The following is an 18,218-nucleotide window of genomic DNA, read 5'->3' as shown; positions in this document are numbered from 1 at the left end:
TTATGCCGGGCTTGTTGTTTTTGTTTGTCGACCCGTTCCTTCTGCCCAGTGGCATCCGGAAAGGACTCCCAATCTCGGGAGTCAGTAGCGAACGGATTGCTTTGGAAGCTGATGCAGCCGCTTTTCGAGGATTCCAACCAGTTCGGTGCTGCCTTGAGGAGCAGTTTTGTTGTTCTCTACCTGGCTGTGGGGTGAACCCCCAACGGCTAGTCCTCTCCAAAAGAATCAGTTAGCTGCGTCCCCTGCGTTGTTGTTTTTGTTATGCCGGAGTCGTTTCGTCTTGTTCTTATTGTGAAGGGCGTTGCTTGTTATTGTTGTTGTGCCAGAGATATAGCAGGTGTCGTGCCAATTTTTTGAAATCCTTGTAAATCAAGGACTTGGGTGAGAGGAGGGGAGGGGCGGTGCGCTGCGGGAGGGCCGAATTCGTTACCCAATGCCCCGCTTTTTGTTACGGGATGTGAGGGCGGTAACAACTCGGGGAACCTGAGAGGTTACCGGTTGTCACCGCTGCACGCTCAGTTGTCGACGGTGTTACCAGCCTTGCGACGCGGGATGCCCAGGCGCTGACGGCGCTCCCACAGGCACTTGCGGCTGATGCCCAGCTTGCGGGCCAGCTCGGTCTCGGTCATGTGGTCCTGGTGCTCGAGCACGAAGTGCTGGAAGTAGTCCTCCAGGGACAGATCCTCGGTGGGCTCGTGGGCGCTGCTGCCAGCCGGCGTGGCGGCGCTGGGGACGGGCGTTTCCTCTTCCTCCAGGTCGCTCAGCTCGATGTCGATGCCCAGCAGGTCGGCGGAAATTTCCGGCCCCTCGCAGAGGATCACCGCGCGCTCCACGGCGTTCTCCAGCTCGCGGACGTTGCCCGGCCAGCTGTAGTGGCGGATGGCCTGCTCGGCGTCGGCGGCGAAGCGCAGCTCGCCGCGGCCCATCTGTGCGGCCTGGCGGGCGAGGAACAGGCGGGCGATCTCGATCACGTCGTTGCCGCGCTCGCGCAGTGGCGGCAGCTTCAGGCTGATGACGTTGAGCCGGTAGAACAGGTCCTCGCGGAACTGCCCGGTCTTGGCCAGACTCTTCAGATCGCGGTGGGTGGCGGCGATCAGGCGCACGTCGACCTTCTGCGACTGTACCGAGCCGACCCGGCGGATCTCGCCCTCCTGCAGTACGCGGAGCAGGCGCGCCTGGGCTTCCAGAGGCAGCTCGCCGATCTCGTCGAGGAACAGAGTGCCGCCGTCGGCGGCTTCTACCAGGCCGGCGCGGCCGGCGCTGGCGCCGGTGAAGGCGCCCTTCTCGTGGCCGAACAACTCGGACTCGATCAGGGTTTCCGGGATGGCCGCGCAGTTCACCGAGATCATCGGCGCCTTGGCTCGGCGCGACAGATTGTGCAGGGCGCGGGCCACCAGTTCCTTGCCGGTGCCGGACTCGCCCTGGATCAGCACGGTGGAGTCGGTGGGGGCCACCTTGCGGATCTTGCCGTACAGCTCCTGCATGGCCGGGCAGGAGCCGATGATGCCGATCTCGCCTTGGGCGGTCTCGGCGGGGCGTCCGGCACTACGCGCCGGGGTCGCCGGCGCGGCGCGCTCGGCGGCCTGGGTGTGCTGGCTCTCCTGACGTTCGCGGAGGATGCGCGCCACCGCCTGGAGCATCTCGTCGTGGTCGAAGGGTTTGGCGATGTAGTCCACTGCGCCCATCTTCATGGAGTCCACCGCCGAGCGCAGGCTGGCGTAGCTGGTCATGATCAGCACCGGGGTGCCCTGGGCGAGCTTGATCAGCTCGGTGCCGGGCGCGCCCGGCAGGCGCAGGTCGCTGATGATCAGGTCAAAACCGGGAATGCTGAAGCGTTCCTGGGCCTCCTGCACCGAACCGGCTTCGCTCACTTCGTACTGGTTGCGCTCGAGCAGTCGGCGCAGGGCGGAGCGGATGATGGTTTCGTCTTCGACGATCAGGATGTGTGGCATGAATTCAGCTCTCTCGACGGTCTCTGGTCACTGCGGACGTCGTGTCGACATAGCGCGGAAGTGTCACCCGAATGCGGGTGCCGCGCTGCTGCTCGGGATCGGCCGGGCTGTCGATGGTGATCTGCCCATAATGCTCTTCCACGATGGAATAGACCAGTGCGAGTCCCAGACCGGTGCCCTTGCCGGGGTCCTTGGTGGTGAAGAAGGGTTCGAACAGGCGGTCCATGATCGCCTTGGGAATGCCGCTGCCCTCGTCCTCGACGATGAGGTCGACGGTCTGCTCCGAGGCCTCGCTGCGCACCCGGATGATGCCGCCGGGCGGCGAGGCGTCGCGGGCGTTGGAGAGCAGGTTGATCAGCACCTGGGCGAGGCGCTGCGGGTCGCCCTCCACCCAGTGCTCGGGATCGCAGAGGTTGAGGAACTGCACTTCGACGCCCTGCCGGTTCAGGGACAGCAGGGAGATCGCCTCGCGGGTCACCTCGGCCAGGCACACCGGCTCGTCGCTCTGCTGGCGGCCGCCGGCGTGGGCGAAGCTCATCAGCGACTGGACGATGCGCGAGACGCGCTTGGTCTGCTGGATGATCTGCGCGCTGATCTCGGCGATCTCCTCGTCGCCCTCGCGCTCCTCGCGGAGGTTCTGAGCCAGGCAGGCGATGCCGGTGATCGGGTTGCCGATCTCGTGGGCCACCCCGGCGGCCAGCCGACCGATGCTGGCCAGGCGCTCGGAGTGGATCAGCTTGTCTTCGAGCATCTGCGTCTCGGTCACGTCCTCGACCAGCAGCACCAGGCCGGTGTTGCCGGGGGCCAGAGGCTCGTCGATGGCTGCCTTGTGCAGGTTCAGCCAGCGGATCTGGCCGTCGAGTGCCAGGCGCTGTTTGTGGAGGTGCTCGTCGGGCAGGTTGATGAAGCCTTCCAGCAGGCCCCTCCAGGGCTCGGCGATGGTCGCCAGGCGCGAGCCGACCAGGCGCTGGGCGGGAATCCCGGTTAGCTCCTCCATGGCGCGGTTCCACATGAGTATCTCCTGGTCCTTGGCCAGCGAGCAGACGCCCATCGGCAGCTCCTGAAGGGTCTGCCGGTGGTAGCGGCGCAGGGCGTCCAGTTCGGCGGCCAGGCCGGTGAGCCGCGAGTGGTAGTCCTCCAGACGGCTCTCTATGAAGTGGATGTCCTCGGTGACGTAGCCCTCGCTGCCGCTCTTGTAGGGTAGGAAGGTTTCGACAATGTCCTGTGCCACGTTGGGGCCCATCAGCCCGGAGAGGTTGGCCTCCAGGCGGTCGCGCAGTCGGCGCAGGGCGTAGGGGCGGTTCTCGTCGAACGGCAGGTGCAGGTCGCGCAGCGCCTGCTCCACCTCGCGCTGGGCGATCTTGGCACCGAGCGGCTTGGCCAGCTGGGCGGCGAATTCCTGCGGCGAGCTGGCCTGCAGTTCGCGGCGCTGCGGGCGGCGCACGTTGTCCACCGCGCAGGCCTCGGCGGCGCTCTGCTCCTCGGGGCTGGTCTCGGTGAACAGCGATACTAGCGTGAACACCAGCACGTTGGCGGCCAGCGAGGCGATCGCCGCCAGGTGCCAGCTGGTGTCGTCGAGCACGTAGACGATGTCGAAGACCGGCAGGTAGATCCCCTGGATGTTCCCCAGTAGCGGCAGCAGCATGCTCACCAGCCAGACGCCGATACCGGTCAGCACGCCCGCGATGAAGCCGCGCCGGTTGGCGGTCTGCCAGTAGAGCACCGAGAGCGCGCCGGGGAGGAACTGCAGGGTGGCGACGAAGGCGACGATACCCAGGTTGGCGAGGTCCTGCTCGGAGCCGAGCAGCAGATAGAAACCGTAGCCGGCGGCGATGATGGCGATGATCAGCGCGCGGCGGGTCCACTTCAGCCAGCGGTAGATGTTGCCCTCGGCCGGCGGTTGGTAGAGCGGCAGCACCAGATGGTTGAGCGCCATCCCGGAGAGCGCCAGGGTGGTAACGATGATCACCCCGCTGGACGCAGACAGGCCGCCGACGTAGGCGAGCAGGGCCAGGGTCGGATTGTTCAGGGAGATGCCTACCCCTAGGGTGAAGTAGTCCGGGGGCGTATTGCTGCCCAGTTTGAGGCCGGCCCAGAGGATTAGCGGCACTGCCAGGCTGATCAGCAGCAGGTACAGCGGCAGGCCCCAGCTGGCGCTGACCAGGGCGCGTGGGTTGAGGTTCTCGGTGAAGGCCATGTGGTACATGTGTGGCATCACGATGGCCGCGGCGAAGAACACCAGCAGCAGGGTGCGCCAGGGCCCTTCCTGCAGCGGGGTGTGCAGCGAGCTGAGCACCTGCTGGTTGCTGAGCAGCCAGTCCTCCAGGCCCTGGGCGCCGCCGAACACCTGGTAGAAGGCGTACAGGCCGATGCCGCCCAGGGCCAGCAGCTTGACCACCGACTCGAAGGCGATGGCGAACACCAGTCCCTCGTGCTTCTCGCGGGTGGCGACGTGCCGGGAACCGAACAGGATGGTGAAGAGGATGATCAGCGCGCAGTAGCTGAGCGCCACCCGCTCGTGGACGGTCTCCCGGGTGAGGATGCTGATCGAGTCGGCGATCGCCTGCATCTGCAGGGCCAGCAGCGGCAGCATGCCGATCAGCATGAACAGGGTGGTCAGGGTGCCGGCCCAGGTGCTGCGGAAGCGGAAGGCGAACAGGTCGGCCAGTGAGGACAGCTGGTAGGTACGGGTGATGCGCAGGATCGGGTAGAGCAGCACCGGGGCCAGCAGGTAGGCGCCGGACACCCCCAGGTAGCTGGCCAGGAAGCCGAAACCGTACTGGTAGGCCATGCCCACCGTGCCGTAGAACGCCCAGGCGCTGGCGTAGACGCCCAGCGACAGGGTGTAGGTCAGCGGGTGGTAGATGATCCGTCGCGGGATCATGCCGCGTTCGCTGAGCCAGGCGACGCCGAACAGGGCGAACAGGTAGAGGGCGCTGATCAGGATCAGCTGGGTCAGGTTAAAGCTCGTCAGCATCGCGTTGGCTCTGCAGGATGAGGGTCACCACGATGAGGATCAGCCAGAGCAGGTAGGGACGGTACCAGGAGCCGCTCGGATCGACCCACCAATCCATGATGGCGGGGGAGAACAGGTAGATGCCTACCACCAGGAGCAGGACCAAGCGATAGATGTACATGGCTGGCTATGGGCCTCGGGTTGCGAGCCGCCAGTTATAAGTGTTGTGGCGGCGGTTGGCGAGTTTATGCCGCTTGAGATCGCCTCAGCGCAACTGCTCTTCAGGCAGGGTGCGGCATGCCGGGATGCGCGTGGGGTCCCAGTGAGCGATACCCCAGGCCAGCACCTGGCGCGGGCTGGCGGCGTCCAGCTCGGCGGGCGCCGGCTGGCCGAGGGCGCGCAGGGCGCGGCCGAGCAGCGGCGCGGCGCGGTCGGCGGGCAGCGGCGGCGAGCGGTAGGACTTGCCCAGCTTGTGGCCGTCCGGCTGGATCAGCAGCGGGATGTGCAGGTAGCGCGGCTGCGGCAGGCCGAGCAGCTCCTGCAGGTACAGTTGGCGCGGAGTGGAGTCCAGCAGGTCGGCACCGCGCACGATGTCGGTAACCCCCTGCCAGGCGTCGTCGAGGACCACCGCCAACTGGTAGGCGTAGAGGCCGTCGCGGCGGCGGATCACGAAGTCGCCCACCTCGCGGCCGAGGTGCTGGCGGAACTCGCCCTGCACTCGGTCGAGGAAGCGGTATTCCAGCTCCGGCACGCGCAGGCGGATGGCGGCGCCCGTCATGGGGTGGGCGGCGTTGCGGCAGGTGCCGGGGTAGATGCCGCCGTGGGCCTCGAGCTGCTTGCGCGAGCAGGTACAGGCGTAGGCCAGGCCCTGTTGCAGCAGGTGGTCGATCACTGCCTGGTAGGCGGCATGGCGGTCGCTCTGGCGGACCATGGTGCCGTCCCACTCGAAGCCGTAGCGTTCCAGGGTGCGCAGGATGGCGTCCTGGGCGCCGGGCATCTCCCGTGGCGGGTCGAGATCCTCCATGCGCAGCAGCCAGCGACCGCCGCAGGCGCGGGCGTCAAGGTAGGAGGCGAGGGCTGCGACCAGCGAGCCGAAGTGCAGGAAGCCGCTGGGGGTGGGGGCGAAACGGCCGACGTAGGTGGGGTTGGGCATCGACGAGGGCTGCAAACGAAGCGGGGCGCCGAGGCGCCCCGTATCCGGTCAGGAACCGATCTGCTTTTCCTTGATCTCCGCCAGGGTCTTGCAGTCGATGCACAGGGTGGCGGTGGGACGGGCCTCCAGGCGGCGGATGCCGATTTCCACGCCACAGGATTCGCACCAGCCGTACTCGTTGTCCTCGATCAGCTGGAGGGTCTCGTCGATCTTCTTGATCAGTTTGCGCTCGCGATCGCGGGTGCGCAGTTCCAGGCTGAACTCCTCTTCCTGGCTGGCACGGTCGGCCGGATCAGGGAAGTTCGCCGCCTCGTCCTGCATGTGGTGCACGGTACGGTCGACTTCCTGCATCAGCTCCATCTTCCACCGGTTGAGGATGTTGGTGAAATGAGCGCGCATGGCCTCGCTCATGTACTCCTCGCCCTCGGTTTCCTTGTAGGGCTCGAAACCACGGGTCAGTTGGCTGCTCTTTTCTTTTGCGTCGGTAGGCATGGATGACCGCCTCTTATATTCACTGATCCACTGCGCAGGATGTGTCCATTGCCGTCATGGTGCCGGCCCTGCGGCTGCAAGCGGGCGAACTTACCAGAACGATCCTGCTGGCGCTACTCCCGGTTGTCGAGCCTCGCTGGGGTTCGCCGTACCAGTCGGCTAGAATCCTCCGTTCCGTCTTCAAAGGGAAGGCCTATGGCCCATCGTTACAGTGCGCGCAGCCGCGCCATCGAACCCTTCCACGTCATGGCCCTGCTGGCCCGCGCCAACGAGCTGCAGGCCGCCGGCCACGATGTCATACACCTGGAGATCGGCGAGCCGGACTTCACCACCGCCGCGCCCATCGTCGCCGCCGGGCAGGCCGCGCTGGCCGCCGGGCATACCCGCTACACCGCGGCCCGCGGCCTGCCGGCGCTGCGCGAGGCGATTGCCGGGTTTTACGCCGAGCGCTACCGGGTAAGGATAGATCCGGAGCGCATCCTGATTACCCCGGGCGGCTCCGGGGCCCTGCTGCTGGCGGCGAGCCTGCTGGTCGACCCCGGCAGGCACTGGCTGCTGGCCGATCCCGGCTACCCTTGCAACCGCCACTTCCTGCGCCTGGTGGAAGGCTGCGCGCAGCTGGTGCCGGTGGGCCCGGAGGAGCGCTACCAGCTCACTCCGCAGCTGGTCGAGCGGCACTGGGACGCCGCCAGCGTCGGCGCCCTGGTGGCCTCGCCGGCCAACCCGACCGGGACCCTGCTGCACCGCGACGAGCTGGCCGCGCTCTCCGCGGCGATCAAGGCGCGTGGCGGCCATCTGGTGGTGGACGAGATCTACCATGGCCTGACCTACGGGGTGGATGCCGCCAGCGTGCTGGAGGTGGACGACGAGGCCTTCGTGCTGAACAGCTTCTCCAAGTACTTCGGGATGACCGGCTGGCGTCTTGGCTGGCTGGTGGCCCCGGAGCCGGCCGTCGGCGAGTTGGAGAAGCTGGCGCAGAACCTCTACATCAGCGCCCCCTCCATGGCCCAGCACGCCGCGCTGGCCTGTTTCGCCCCGGAGACTCTGGCGATCCTCGAGGAGCGCCGCGCCGAGTTCGCCCGGCGCCGCGACTACCTGCTGCCGGCGTTGCGCGAGCTGGGCTTCGGCATCGCCGTGGAGCCGGAGGGCGCCTTCTATTTATATGCGGACATCTCCGCCTTCGGCGGCGACGCTTTCGCCTTCTGCCGGCACTTCATCGAGACGGAACACGTGGCCTTCACCCCGGGGGTGGACTTCGGCCGCCACCAGGCCGGTCACCATGTGCGCTTCGCCTACACCCAGAGCCTGCCGCGCCTCGAGGAGGCGGTGGCGCGCATCGCCCGCGGTCTGCAGAGCTGGAGGCCGGATGCGCTTTGAGCCGCCGCTCGAGGAAGGCCGCCTGCTGCAGCGCTACAAACGCTTTCTCGCCGACATCGAGACTTCCTGTGGCGAGCGTCTGACCATCCACTGCCCGAACACCGGCTCCATGCTCAACTGCATGGAGGAAGGCGGACGGGTGTGGTTCAGCCGCTCCGCCGACCCGAAGCGCAGGCTGCCGGGCACCTGGGAGCTGAGCGAGACGCCCCAGGGCCGCCTGGCCTGCGTGAACACCGCGCGGGCCAACGCTCTGGTCGAGGAGGCCCTGCGCGGCGGGCTGATCGAGGAGCTCTCCGGCTTCACCGCGCTGCGCCGCGAGGTGCCCTACGGCGAGGAGCGCAGTCGCGCCGACTTCCGCCTCGACTATCCTCAGGGGCCGGCCTTCGTCGAGGTGAAGAGCGTCACCCTGGGCTTCGATGCCTCGCCGGTGGCGGCCTTTCCCGATGCGGTGACCCAGCGCGGCAGCAAGCACCTGCGCGAACTGGCGGCGCTGGCCCGCCGGGGCGTGCGCGCCGTGCAGCTGTACTGCGTGAACCTCAGCGGCATCGAGGCGGTGCGCCCGGCGCAGGAGATCGACCCCGGCTATGCCGCAGCCTTGCGCGAGGCGCTGGCGGCCGGGGTGGAGGTGCTGGCCTACGGCGCCAGCCTGAGCCCCGAGGCGATCCGCCTGGAACGGCGCCTGGCGGTCTACCCCTAGCGGTCCTCGGCGGGCACGTCGAGCAGCCAGATGCCGTCGCGGTCTTCCCGGCAGGGCAGAGCCTGCAGATAGTCACCGGCGCAGGGGCCGGTGACGCACTCGCCCGTTTCGATCAGGAACAGCGCGCCGTGCTGGGCGCAGCGCAGCAGGCTGCGGCTGTCGTCGAGGAACTGGTTGGCGTGCCAGTCGAGCGACACCCCGCGGTGCGGGCAGCGGTTGCGGTACAGGTAGACCCGGTCGTGACGGCGCACGGCGAGCAACTGCAGGTCCTGTAGGGAGAAGCCCCGGCTCTGGCCTTCGGCCAGCTCGTCCGGGGCACAAAGCCGGAGCATGGCGGCACCTCGTGCGGATGGACCGCGGGATTATCCGGCAGACCTCCCCCGTGGGCTAGGGCGCGCGTCCCTGCGCGTTGAAGAGCTCAGATCTCCCAGACCAGGTTGATCGCCGCGTGACGGCCCGGCTGGGTGTAGCGGGTCAGGCCCGGGCTGTTCTCGGAGAGGCCGCGAACGTCGCCCCACTGCCAGTACTGCTTGTCGGCGAGGTTGAACAGGCCGGCATTGATGGACAGTTCCTCGCTCACCTGCCACCAGGCGCTGAGGTCGAGCAGTCCGTAGCCCGGGGTCTGGAATTGGTCGCTGGTTTCGCTGCGGTCGACGCGCTCCTTGGCGGCCACCAGGGTCCAGCTCAGCTCGGCGCCGAAGCGCCCGTTGGGCTGGCTGTAGCCGAGGCTGAACACGCCCTTGAGCGGGTCGACGCTGTTGATCGGCTCGCCGGTGCCTTCGTCCTTGCCACGGGCGTAGGACACCGCGCCCAGGGCCCTCCAGCCACTCGGCAGCAGGCCCAGCCTGTCGAGGAACAGCTCGCCCTTGGCCTCGGCACCGCGGATGATCACCCGGTCGCGGTTGACGTACTGGAATTCGCCGAAGGGGAAGCCGGGCACGCTGGACGGCCGGCTGACCTGTTCGATGAAGTCGTCGTAGCGGTTGTAGAACAGCGCTACGCCGAAGCTGCCGGCCTCGTACTGGCCGCGCAGGCCCAGCTCGTAGCTGTCGCTGGTTTCCGCCTTCAGGTTGGTGTTGGCCAGGGTACGGTACATGCCGGGGTTGACGAACTCGCCGAAGATCTCGATGGCCTGGGGCGCGCGGAAGCCGGCCGCGTACTGGCCGTAGACGCTGTGGCGGTCATCCAGGCGGTAGGTGATGCCGAGCTTGGGCGACAGAGCCGAGTCGGTGAAGTCACCCGGAGCGCCATCGGTGGCCTGGCTGTTCAGGTACTCGTCGGTGACGTGCGGCTGCATCTTGTAGTAGTCGTAGCGCAGCCCCGGCAGCAGGGTCCAGTTGCCGATGTCGATGCTGTCCTGGGCGAACAGGGCGTACTCGGAGGTGGTCGGGTCGGGGAAGTCGCTGGTGGGCAGGACCGGCGTGTGCACCCCGGTGGCCAGCATGGTTTCGCCGCCTTCGCGCAGGTCGGAGTTCTTCAGGCGCTTGACGTCCAGGCCGTAGATCAGCGCGTGGCTGCTGTCGCCCAGCGTGAAGGCCTTGTCCAGCTTGCTGTTGAGCACCCAGAGGCGTTCCTGGTAGTGGGAGTCGCGGGTGCGGAAGCGTGGCTGGCTGGCGAGCACGCGGTTCTCGTAGGTGCGCTGGCGGGTCTGGCTGTCCTGGTAGCTGAGCTGGGTCTGCATGCGGTCGGCCAGCAGGCCGTCGAGCTGCCAGCTGTGCGCCAGGGAGTAGCGCTCGCGATCGACGCTGTCGCGGGCATCCTGGGTGCGGATGGTCGCGGTGCGGCTGTAGTTGCTCAGCACGCGGGTGTCGACCTCGTCCTGGTAGCGTTCGTAGGTCAGCTGCAGGCGGTCGCCGTCTGTGTAGCCCCAGCCGAGCTTGGCGAGCAGGTTGTCGGTGGTGTAATCGAGGGGGTTGGCCTTCTCCCGGGCGCTGCCGATGCCGCCGTCGTCGCCGTAGCTGTCCACCGCCTGGCCGGTGCGTCGGCCCAGATGCAGCAGGCCGTCGACCCGGCCCTGACGGAAGGCCAGGGTGGCGCTGCGCAGCCAGCTGTCGTCGGCGCCGTCGTAGCCGGTCTTCAGCCGCGCGTAGGCGTCGTCACCTGCGTCGAGGTAGTCGGCGGCGTCCTTGGTCAGGAAGCTCACCGCGCCACCGATGGCGTCGCTGCCGTACAGCGAGGAGGCCGGGCCACGGATGATCTCCACCTGCTTGACGGTGTCCAGGTCAACGTAGTCGCGCTGGGCGCTGAGGAAGCCGCCGAAGGAGAATTCGTCGGGCATGCTCACGCCGTCCACCTGGGTCAGCACCCGGTTGCCGCCGATGCCGCGAATGGTGAAGCCGGACAGGCCGAAGCGGCTGCCGGTGCCGCTCACCGAGACGCCGGGCTCGTAGCGGATCAGCTCCTGGATGTTGTTCACGTTCTTCTGGTCGATGTCCCGTTCGGTCTGCACCGACACGGTGCTCGGCACCTGGTCGAGGGTGGCCTCGGCGCGGGTGGCGGTGACCGTCACGGTGTCGAACTGGGTCGCGGTCCTGGCTTCCTCGGCGGCCAGGGCGAGGGACGGGTAGAGCAGCAACAGGGCTAGCAAGGGGCGACGGGCGAAAGGTGGGCGAACCGGCATGGGCGACTCCTGATCTTCAAGTGTTGCCTGCACGCCACGGGCGCTCGCTCTTGTCTGGCGGCTTTCCGCCGGCGGTCTGGCCGGGACGCTGGCCCGGCCGGTTTGCACGGCATGGAGATCGGTCGTGCAGGGCTGTCTTGGCAGCGGGGCAAGACCTTAAATCAGCTTGACTCTCAAATGCAAATAAATATCAAATAGTTTATCGTTATTGAGAGATGCAAGGATGACGCGGATACCTTTCTATGCGCTGCTCTCCATGGTCCTGCACCTGGCCGCGATCTGGCTGGTGCAGGGGCAGTGGTCGGCGCATGCGGGTTCGCGGCATCCGCCGGTGCTGTCCCAGGCCATGCTGGTGACCCTGGCGCAGCTGCCGGCCCCTGCGTCCGAGTCGGCGCCAGCGCTCGCCAAGGCCGTACCCGAAGCGCCGCGTCGCGAGTCGCCGCGAGCGCCGGCCAGGCCCATCGCCCGGGCGGAGCCGCAGGCCAAGGCGTCGCCGCCCAAGGCCCGCCCGGGGACGGCCGAGCCGGCGCCACCGCGGCCCGAGACGCTGGCCGCCGCACGACCCGCCGTCCAGGCAGGCGAGTCCCGACAGGCCGTCGCCTCGCCGCCCGCGCCGCAGGAGGTCTTCAGCCGCGCGCCGTCCTTCCTGGAGTCGCCGCGGCCGCCGATCTACCCGAGCCAGGCGCGTCGGCGCAATCAGCAGGGCGTGGTGCTGGTAGAAGTGTGCCTGGATGACCGGGGCGCCCAGCGCGAGCTCAAGGTGCTGCGCTCTTCGGGGGTCGAGAGTCTCGACCGGGCGGCGCTGGAGGCGGTGTCGCGCTGGCGCTTCCGCCCCGAGACCCTGAATGGAAGAACGGTTCCGAGCCGTGTGCACATCCCTATAGAGTTCGCCCTGACGGCGAGCCGATGAGCGAGAAGGAGTACGAGATGACCACCCAAGCCCGAATCCCTGCCAGTCAGGGGCACTCGCTGTATCAGGCCTGGCAGGCGCTGCGTCGCGAACAGCCGAAGCTGCATGCCCGCGATGCCGCCGCCCGCCTGGCGGTGAGCGAGGCGGAGCTGGTCGCCAGCCGCCTCGGCGTCGACGCCGTGCGCCTGCGGCCCGACTGGGCGCAGCTGCTGCCGGCGCTCGGCGAGCTGGGCTACCTCATGGTGCTGACCCGCAACGAGCACTGCGTCCACGAGCGCAAGGGCTACTACCGCGAGGTCACGGTGAGCGCCAACGGGAAGATGGGCCTGGTGGTCTCCGCGGACATCGACCTGCGCCTGTTCCTCGACGGCTGGGCCAGCGTGTTCGCCATCGAGGAGCTGACCGGGCGCGGCGTGCAGCGCAGCATCCAGGTGTTCGACCGCCAGGGCGTGGCGGTGCACAAGGTGTTCCTCACCGACCGCAGCGAGCTCGCCGCTTGGGCGCAGCTCCTCGAGCGCTTCCGCGCTGAGGAGCAGAGCAGTGGACTGGGTCTGCAGCCGCTGCCGGAACGCCCGCTGCCCCGTGCCGATGCGGAGATCGACGTGGCGTCGCTGCGCCATGGCTGGGCGAACCTCAAGGACACCCACCACTTCTTCGCCCTGCTGAAGAAGCACGGCGCCGAGCGTACCCAGGCGCTGCGTCTGGCCGGCCGCGAGTGGGCCGAGCCGCTGGCGCCGGAGGCGCTGCCGCGGCTGCTGGAAGAGGCCGGCCGCCGCGAGGTGCCGATCATGGTGTTCGTCGGCAACCGGCATTGCATCCAGATCCACAGCGGCACGGTGCGCAACCTGAGCTGGCTGGACAGCTGGCTCAACGTGCTGGATCCGGAGTTCAACCTGCACCTGCAGACCCACGGGGTCCACGAGCTGTGGCGGGTGCGCAAGCCGACCAGCGACGGGCTGATCACCAGTTGGGAAGCCTTCGACGCCAACGGCGAGCTGGTGATTCAGCTGTTCGGCGCCCGCAAGCCGGGGGCTCCCGAGCGCAGCGACTGGCGCCAGCTGGCCGAGGCCGCTCCGGCGCTGCCCGCCTGAGGCGGCGTGTCTTTCCACCGACGCCGAGATTTATGCGCGGCGTTGCGTTATAACCAGCCGCAGGATGCCGCATCGGACGCCGGGGTTGCCCGGCATTCTGCCGCCTGCGCAGGGCCCATGTCCCATCGATGGAGTCGATCGACCATGCGTCTCAACCCTTACCTCGCCGGCCTTTGCGCCGCTTTCCTGTGTGCCCGGGCGCTGGCCGCCGAGCCCCTGCCGCAGCGTTGGGTCAGCGTCGGCAGCTCGCTCAGCGAGTGGATCGTCGCCCTCGGCGGCCAGGACAAGCTGGTCGGTGTCGACAGCACCAGCCAGCACCCCGCGGCGATCAAGGCACTGGCGAGCATCGGTTATCAGCGCCAGCTGGCTGCCGAAGGCATCCTCTCGCTCGAGCCGGATATCCTGGTCGGTACCGAGGAAATGGGGCCGCCGCCGGTCCTCGAGCAGCTCGAGGACGCCGGGGTGCGTATCGAGACCCTCTCCGCCAGGGCGGACCTGACGACCCTGGAGCGCAACCTGGGGCGTCTCGGTGAGCTGCTGGGCGACCAGCCGCGTGCCGCCCGGGTGCTCGCCGGCTTCCGCCAGACCCTGGAGCGCCAGGCCGCCTGGGTGGCCGCGGCGCAGCGTGACCAGGAAGCGCCGTGGGTGCTGCTGCTGCTCGGGCATGCCGGCAGCCGGCCAATGGCGGCGGGGAGGGACACCGCGGCGGCCTGGCTGATCGAGCATGCCGGCGGGCGCAACGTCAGCGAGCACGCCGGCTACAGGGCCCTGTCCAGCGAGGCGCTGATGGCCCTCGACCCGCAGGTGCTGATCTTCACCGACCGTAGCCTGGACGGGGAAGCGGCCAGGGCCGCGCTGTTCAGGGAGAACCCAGCCCTGGCGGCGACCCGTGCCGCTAAGGACGGCCGTCTGCTGGTCATCGACCCGACCCTGCTGGTCGGCGGCCTGGGCCCGCGCCTGCCGGCAGCCCTGGCGGAGCTCTCGGCGGCCTTCTACCCGACTGCGCGCAAGGTCAGCCAGCAGCCATGAGACCCGTGCTGAGTCCGCGCAGCCTGTTCGTCGCCCTGGCCCTGGCCCTGTTCCTGGCGCTCTGGCTGTCCCTGGCCCTGGGCCCGGTGAGCCTGCCGCCGGGCGACACCCTCCGCGCCCTGCTGCGCCTGTTCGGCCTGCCGCTGGATGGCGAGGGGGCCGGCCAGGCGGAGCTGATCCTCGGCCAGATCCGCCTGCCGCGTACCCTGCTCGGCCTCGCGGTGGGCACGGTGCTGGCGCTCGCCGGGGTGGCCATGCAGGGCCTGTTCCGCAACCCCCTGGCCGATCCCGGGCTGGTCGGGGTGTCCAGCGGCGCGGCGCTCGGCGCGGCCTTCGCCATCGTCGTCGGTGCCTCCCTGGGCGGATTGCCGGAAGCCCTCGCGCCCTACCTGCTGTCGCTGTGCGCCTTCGCCGGGGGCCTGGCGGTGACCGCCGTGGTTTATCGCCTGGGACGCCGCGACGGGCAGACCAACGTGGCCATCATGCTCCTCGCCGGCGTCGCCCTGACCGCTCTGGCCGGGGCGCTCATCGGCCTGTTCACCTACCTGGCCGACGACGCCACCCTGCGCACCCTGACCTTCTGGAATCTGGGCAGCCTCAACGGTGCCAGCTACGCGCGGCTCTGGCCGCTGCTGCTGGTTACCGTCGTGGTGGCGCTGTGGCTGCCGCGACGCGCCCGGGCGCTCAACGCCCTGCTGCTTGGCGAGTCGGAGGCCCGTCACCTGGGCTTCGACGTCGAGCGCCTGAAGCGCGAGCTGGTGCTCTGCACCGCCTTCGGGGTCGGCGCGGCGGTGGCGGCGGCCGGGCTGATCGGCTTCATCGGCCTGGTGGTGCCGCACCTGATGCGCCTGCTGGTCGGTCCGGACCACCGCGTGTTGCTGCCGGCTTCGGCGCTGGCCGGTGCCAGCCTGCTGCTGTTCGCCGATCTGGCCGCGCGCCTGGTCCTGGCCCCGGCGGAGCTGCCGATCGGCATAGTCACCGCCCTGCTCGGGGCGCCTTTCTTCCTTTATTTGCTGGTACGGGGGCGGGCCTGATGCTGCGCGTGGAGAACCTCGGCGTCTGCCGCGGCGCCAAGACGGTGCTGAGCGATGTCCAGCTGGAGCTGCGTCCTGGCGAGGTGCTCGGCGTGCTCGGCCCCAACGGCGCGGGCAAGAGCACCCTGCTCGGCGCCCTGTGCGGCGAGCTGCAGCCGAGCGGTGGCGCGGTGCTCCTCGACGAGCGACCACTTGGCGCCTGGAGCGGCCCGGAACGTGCCCGACGCCTGGCGGTGCTGCCGCAGAGCTCGACCCTGAGCTTCGCCTTCCGCGTCGAGGAGGTGGTGGGCATGGGCCGCCTGCCGCACGCCAGTGGCCGTCAGCGCGACGCGGAGATCATCGCCGCGGCGCTGGCCTCCGCGGATGCGGGGCACCTGGTCGGGCGCAGCTATCTGGAACTGTCCGGCGGCGAGCGCCAGCGCGTGCATCTGGCCCGGGTGCTGGCCCAGCTGTGGCCGGGCGCGACGGGACAGAGCCTGCTGCTCGACGAGCCCACCTCGATGCTCGACCCGCTGCACCAGCACACCACCCTACAGGCGGCGCGCGACTTCGCCGGGCGCGGCGTGGCGGTGCTGGTGATCCTCCATGACCTCAACCTGGCGGCGCGCTACTGCGACCGCATCCTGCTGCTCGACCGGGGCCGTCCTCATGCCTTGGGTACGCCGGAGGAGGTGCTGCGCGCCGAGCCGCTGCAGGCGGTGTTCGGCCTCGAGGTGCTGGTGCAGACGCACCCCGAGCGCGGCCATCCGCTGATCGTCGCCCGCTGAGCTGTACAGCGACGGCGCAGCCGGCGATCATCCGCTGCACGCCCGAAGAAGGAGACTTCCATGCGTCTCGTCGTTCTGCTCTGCCTGACCCTGTTGGCGGCCTGCCAGTCGGTTTCCCTGCCGCCGCTGCCGGCCTGGCAGAGTCCCGAGGGCCGGGAGGCTCCCGGGGCAGGCAGGATCGTCGACCTGCGCAGCGGCGAGGTGCTGAGCCCCGGGCAACTGGTCGAGCGTCTGGCCGTGGCGCCGCGGGTGCTGGTCGGCGAGCGTCATGACAACCCTGATCACCATGCCCTGCAGCTCTGGCTACTGCGTGCCCTGGCCGAGCACCGCGCAACAGGCAGCCTGCTTCTGGAAATGCTCAATCCCGACCAGCAGGCTGCGGTCGACCGGGTGCGCGGGGAACTGGCCGCGGGGAGGCGCCCCGCCGATCTGCCGGCGGCGCTGGCCTGGCAGCCGGGCTGGGACTGGGCGTTGTACGGGCCGCTGGTCAGCCATGCCTTGGCTCAGCCCTATCCGCTCCTGGCGGCGAACCTGGACCGCCGCGAGATCACCCGGGTCTACCGCGCCAGCCCGGCACTCGATGGCCACCTCTCCACCGCGTCGCGCGTGCAGGACCAACTGCTGGCGCAGATCCGCGAGTCGCACTGCGGCATGCTTCCGGACAGCCAGCTGCCGGCCATGCTGGCCGTACAGCAGCAGCGCGACCGGCGAATGGCCGAACGTCTGCTGGCCGCGCCGACTCCGGCGCTGCTGTTCGCCGGCGCCTTCCACGTACGCCGCGACCTGGGTGTGCCGCTGCACCTGGCGGATTTGGACAGCCGCGGCGAGCTGGTGCTGATTCTTGCCGAGGCGGGTCGGGCGGTCGAGGCCGCGGCGGCCGATTTCGTCTGGTACACCCCGGCGCGCCCTGAGGAGGACCACTGCGCTCGGTTCCGCAAGTCCTGAGCAGATCGCGCGCAGGCCGCCAGCGGCGGCCGTTTTCGTGGACGACAGAAGCGCAGGCAAAAAAAGACCCGGCAGAGCCGGGTCAAAAACCGTGATTAGCCTGATGAGGAGATAATCTGAAAAGTCCGACTGAATGGTCTCTCAGCTTATCGAACTGATCTCGCGACCAGTTGTGAAAATAATAACAATTCTCATTTTGAAGTCAACAGTTTTCTTCGCCAAATTTTTCGCCGCCCGATAAACGGAAAACCCGGCGCTAGGGCCGGGTCCTCGTGGGCGGCGCAGCGGCTCAGCCGTTGCTCTGGGCGGCCAGGCGCAGTTGGGTGACCTCCTTGTTCAGCAGGTCGATGCGTCGCGCCATGCTTTCCACCAGGCTGTGAGCGATCCGCGGGTTGCTCTGCATCAGACAGAGGAACTGCTCCTTGGGAATTACCATCACCGTGCAGGGCTCGCTGGCCACCACGGTGGCGCTGCGCTTTTCGCGGGTGAACACCGCCATGGCGCCGAAGATCTCGTCCTTCTGCACGTCGCCGACCTTGTGGCCGTCCACGTAGGCTTCGGCGTGGCCATCGATGATGATGAACACGTGGTCCGCCTCGTCGCCCTGGCGGATCAGCTCCTCGCCGGCGGCGAAGTGCTGGAAGCCGGTGGCCGGGCGGATCTCTGGCTGCTTGAGGCGGGCCAGGGCATCGGAGAGCAGGGCGGTGTGGCCGACCAGGTACTGAATGAACAGCTCCTGGCGCTGCTCGTCGGCATAGATGTGGCGGAACACCTCGCTGCGCGGATAGGGGATCAGGCTGAGCGGCTCCTCGTTGGCGTAGCGGCAGCTCGGCAGGTCCAGCCCCTGGCGCAGGCCGAGCAGGTCGCCCTCCTGCAGGTAGAACAGCGGGCGCTCCTCGACCAGGGCATGCAGCAGACCGTTCTCGATCAGGTACAGCTGGTTGCCGGGCAGGACCCTGGTCAGATCATCGCTGCGCTCGATCCGGATAGGCTCGCCAGCCGGGGCGAGGCCTTCCAGCAACTGGCTGGGGATACGCTGGAGACGGTTGATCAGCTGGTCGGCGTAGGCCGGTTGCTCCCCGAGTAGGTACATACAGTAATTCCTTGACCTGACTGAACGGACTGAAGGGGCCTGCGCCCTCGCACACGATATGCGTCGGCACGGTCGGCGTAAATGCCCCGTGCCGGAGGTTGT

Annotated in this window: 16 protein-coding genes; 8 read left to right on the top strand and 8 right to left on the bottom strand. The window is 68.5% G+C overall.

Features of this window, described 5'->3' with window-relative positions; all coding sequences use genetic code 11:
* Positions 1-515: 515 nt before the first annotated feature.
* The 5 genes from H165_RS0100135 to dksA form a co-directional block, all read right to left on the bottom strand.
* Entirely contained in the window at positions 516-1,952 is a 1,437-nt protein-coding gene (locus H165_RS0100135; protein ID WP_017936858.1) for a sigma-54-dependent transcriptional regulator, read from the bottom strand.
* Between the two features lie 4 nt (positions 1,953-1,956).
* A complete protein-coding gene (locus H165_RS0100130) occupies positions 1,957-4,929 on the bottom strand; it encodes a sensor histidine kinase (RefSeq protein WP_017936857.1) in 2,973 nt (990 codons plus the stop codon).
* Positions 4,913-5,089, bottom strand: coding sequence for a hypothetical protein (locus tag H165_RS19505; protein ID WP_027897717.1), 177 nt, complete (start codon positions 5,087-5,089; stop codon positions 4,913-4,915). The genes H165_RS0100130 and H165_RS19505 overlap by 17 nt, the downstream gene beginning before the upstream one ends.
* 84 nt (positions 5,090-5,173) lie before the next feature.
* Positions 5,174-6,061 carry a tRNA glutamyl-Q(34) synthetase GluQRS gene (gene gluQRS, locus H165_RS0100125; RefSeq protein ID WP_017936856.1) on the bottom strand — a complete coding sequence of 296 codons (888 nt, stop codon included), beginning with the start codon at positions 6,059-6,061 and terminating at the stop codon, positions 5,174-5,176.
* A gap of 48 nt (positions 6,062-6,109) precedes the next feature.
* Positions 6,110-6,553 carry an RNA polymerase-binding protein DksA gene (gene dksA / locus H165_RS0100120; RefSeq protein WP_017936855.1) on the bottom strand — a complete coding sequence of 148 codons (444 nt, stop codon included), beginning with the start codon at positions 6,551-6,553 and terminating at the stop codon, positions 6,110-6,112.
* A 195-nt stretch (positions 6,554-6,748) separates the two neighbouring features.
* Here dksA and H165_RS0100115 point away from each other — a divergent pair, with 195 nt between their 5' ends.
* Both H165_RS0100115 and sfsA read left to right on the top strand, forming a co-directional pair.
* A complete protein-coding gene (locus tag H165_RS0100115; protein WP_017936854.1) occupies positions 6,749-7,930 on the top strand; it encodes a pyridoxal phosphate-dependent aminotransferase in 1,182 nt (393 codons plus the stop codon).
* Entirely contained in the window at positions 7,920-8,627 is a 708-nt protein-coding gene (gene sfsA / locus H165_RS0100110) for a DNA/RNA nuclease SfsA (RefSeq protein WP_017936853.1), read from the top strand. Before H165_RS0100115 ends, sfsA begins: the two co-directional genes overlap by 11 nt.
* Here the strand turns inward: sfsA and H165_RS0100105 are convergent.
* Together H165_RS0100105 and H165_RS0100100 are read right to left on the bottom strand one after the other, a co-directional pair.
* Positions 8,624-8,959, bottom strand: coding sequence for a Rieske (2Fe-2S) protein (locus H165_RS0100105; RefSeq protein ID WP_017936852.1), 336 nt, complete (start codon positions 8,957-8,959; stop codon positions 8,624-8,626). The genes sfsA and H165_RS0100105 overlap by 4 nt on opposite strands.
* An 86-nt stretch (positions 8,960-9,045) precedes the next feature.
* Complete coding sequence (locus H165_RS0100100; protein ID WP_017936851.1) at positions 9,046-11,247, bottom strand: TonB-dependent hemoglobin/transferrin/lactoferrin family receptor; 2,202 nt, start codon at positions 11,245-11,247, stop codon at positions 9,046-9,048.
* Positions 11,248-11,470: 223 nt separating this feature from the next.
* On the opposite strand from H165_RS0100100, the gene H165_RS18905 reads away from it, so the two are divergent.
* The 6 genes from H165_RS18905 (at position 11,471) to H165_RS0100070 (ending at position 17,023) form a co-directional block, all read left to right on the top strand.
* Complete coding sequence (locus tag H165_RS18905; protein ID WP_017936850.1) at positions 11,471-12,157, top strand: energy transducer TonB; 687 nt, start codon at positions 11,471-11,473, stop codon at positions 12,155-12,157.
* Between the two features lie 17 nt (positions 12,158-12,174).
* Positions 12,175-13,248: a hemin-degrading factor gene (locus H165_RS0100090; RefSeq protein ID WP_026146239.1), complete on the top strand. Its 1,074-nt coding sequence runs from the start codon at positions 12,175-12,177 to the stop codon at positions 13,246-13,248.
* A 144-nt stretch (positions 13,249-13,392) separates the two neighbouring features.
* Positions 13,393-14,277, top strand: coding sequence for a heme/hemin ABC transporter substrate-binding protein (locus H165_RS0100085; RefSeq protein ID WP_017936848.1), 885 nt, complete (start codon positions 13,393-13,395; stop codon positions 14,275-14,277).
* Positions 14,274-15,311: a FecCD family ABC transporter permease gene (locus tag H165_RS0100080; protein ID WP_026146238.1), complete on the top strand. Its 1,038-nt coding sequence runs from the start codon at positions 14,274-14,276 to the stop codon at positions 15,309-15,311. The genes H165_RS0100085 and H165_RS0100080 overlap by 4 nt, the downstream gene beginning before the upstream one ends.
* Positions 15,311-16,078, top strand: a complete 768-nt coding sequence (locus H165_RS0100075) for a heme ABC transporter ATP-binding protein (protein ID WP_017936846.1) — start codon at positions 15,311-15,313, stop codon at positions 16,076-16,078. Before H165_RS0100080 ends, H165_RS0100075 begins: the two co-directional genes overlap by 1 nt.
* Before the next feature lie 60 nt (positions 16,079-16,138).
* Positions 16,139-17,023: a ChaN family lipoprotein gene (locus H165_RS0100070; RefSeq protein ID WP_017936845.1), complete on the top strand. Its 885-nt coding sequence runs from the start codon at positions 16,139-16,141 to the stop codon at positions 17,021-17,023.
* Positions 17,024-17,312: 289 nt separating this feature from the next.
* Here H165_RS0100070 and H165_RS0100065 read toward each other — a convergent pair whose 3' ends face one another.
* Positions 17,313-18,116 (bottom strand): cyclic nucleotide-binding domain-containing protein, encoded by an 804-nt coding sequence (locus H165_RS0100065; protein WP_017936844.1) that lies wholly within the window; start codon positions 18,114-18,116, stop codon positions 17,313-17,315.
* Positions 18,117-18,218 lie beyond the last annotated feature (102 nt).

This window comes from Pseudomonas thermotolerans DSM 14292 (assembly GCF_000364625.1).
Classification (GTDB): domain Bacteria; phylum Pseudomonadota; class Gammaproteobacteria; order Pseudomonadales; family Pseudomonadaceae; genus Aquipseudomonas; species Aquipseudomonas thermotolerans.
This window is presented reverse-complemented; position numbering and strand designations above follow the sequence as displayed.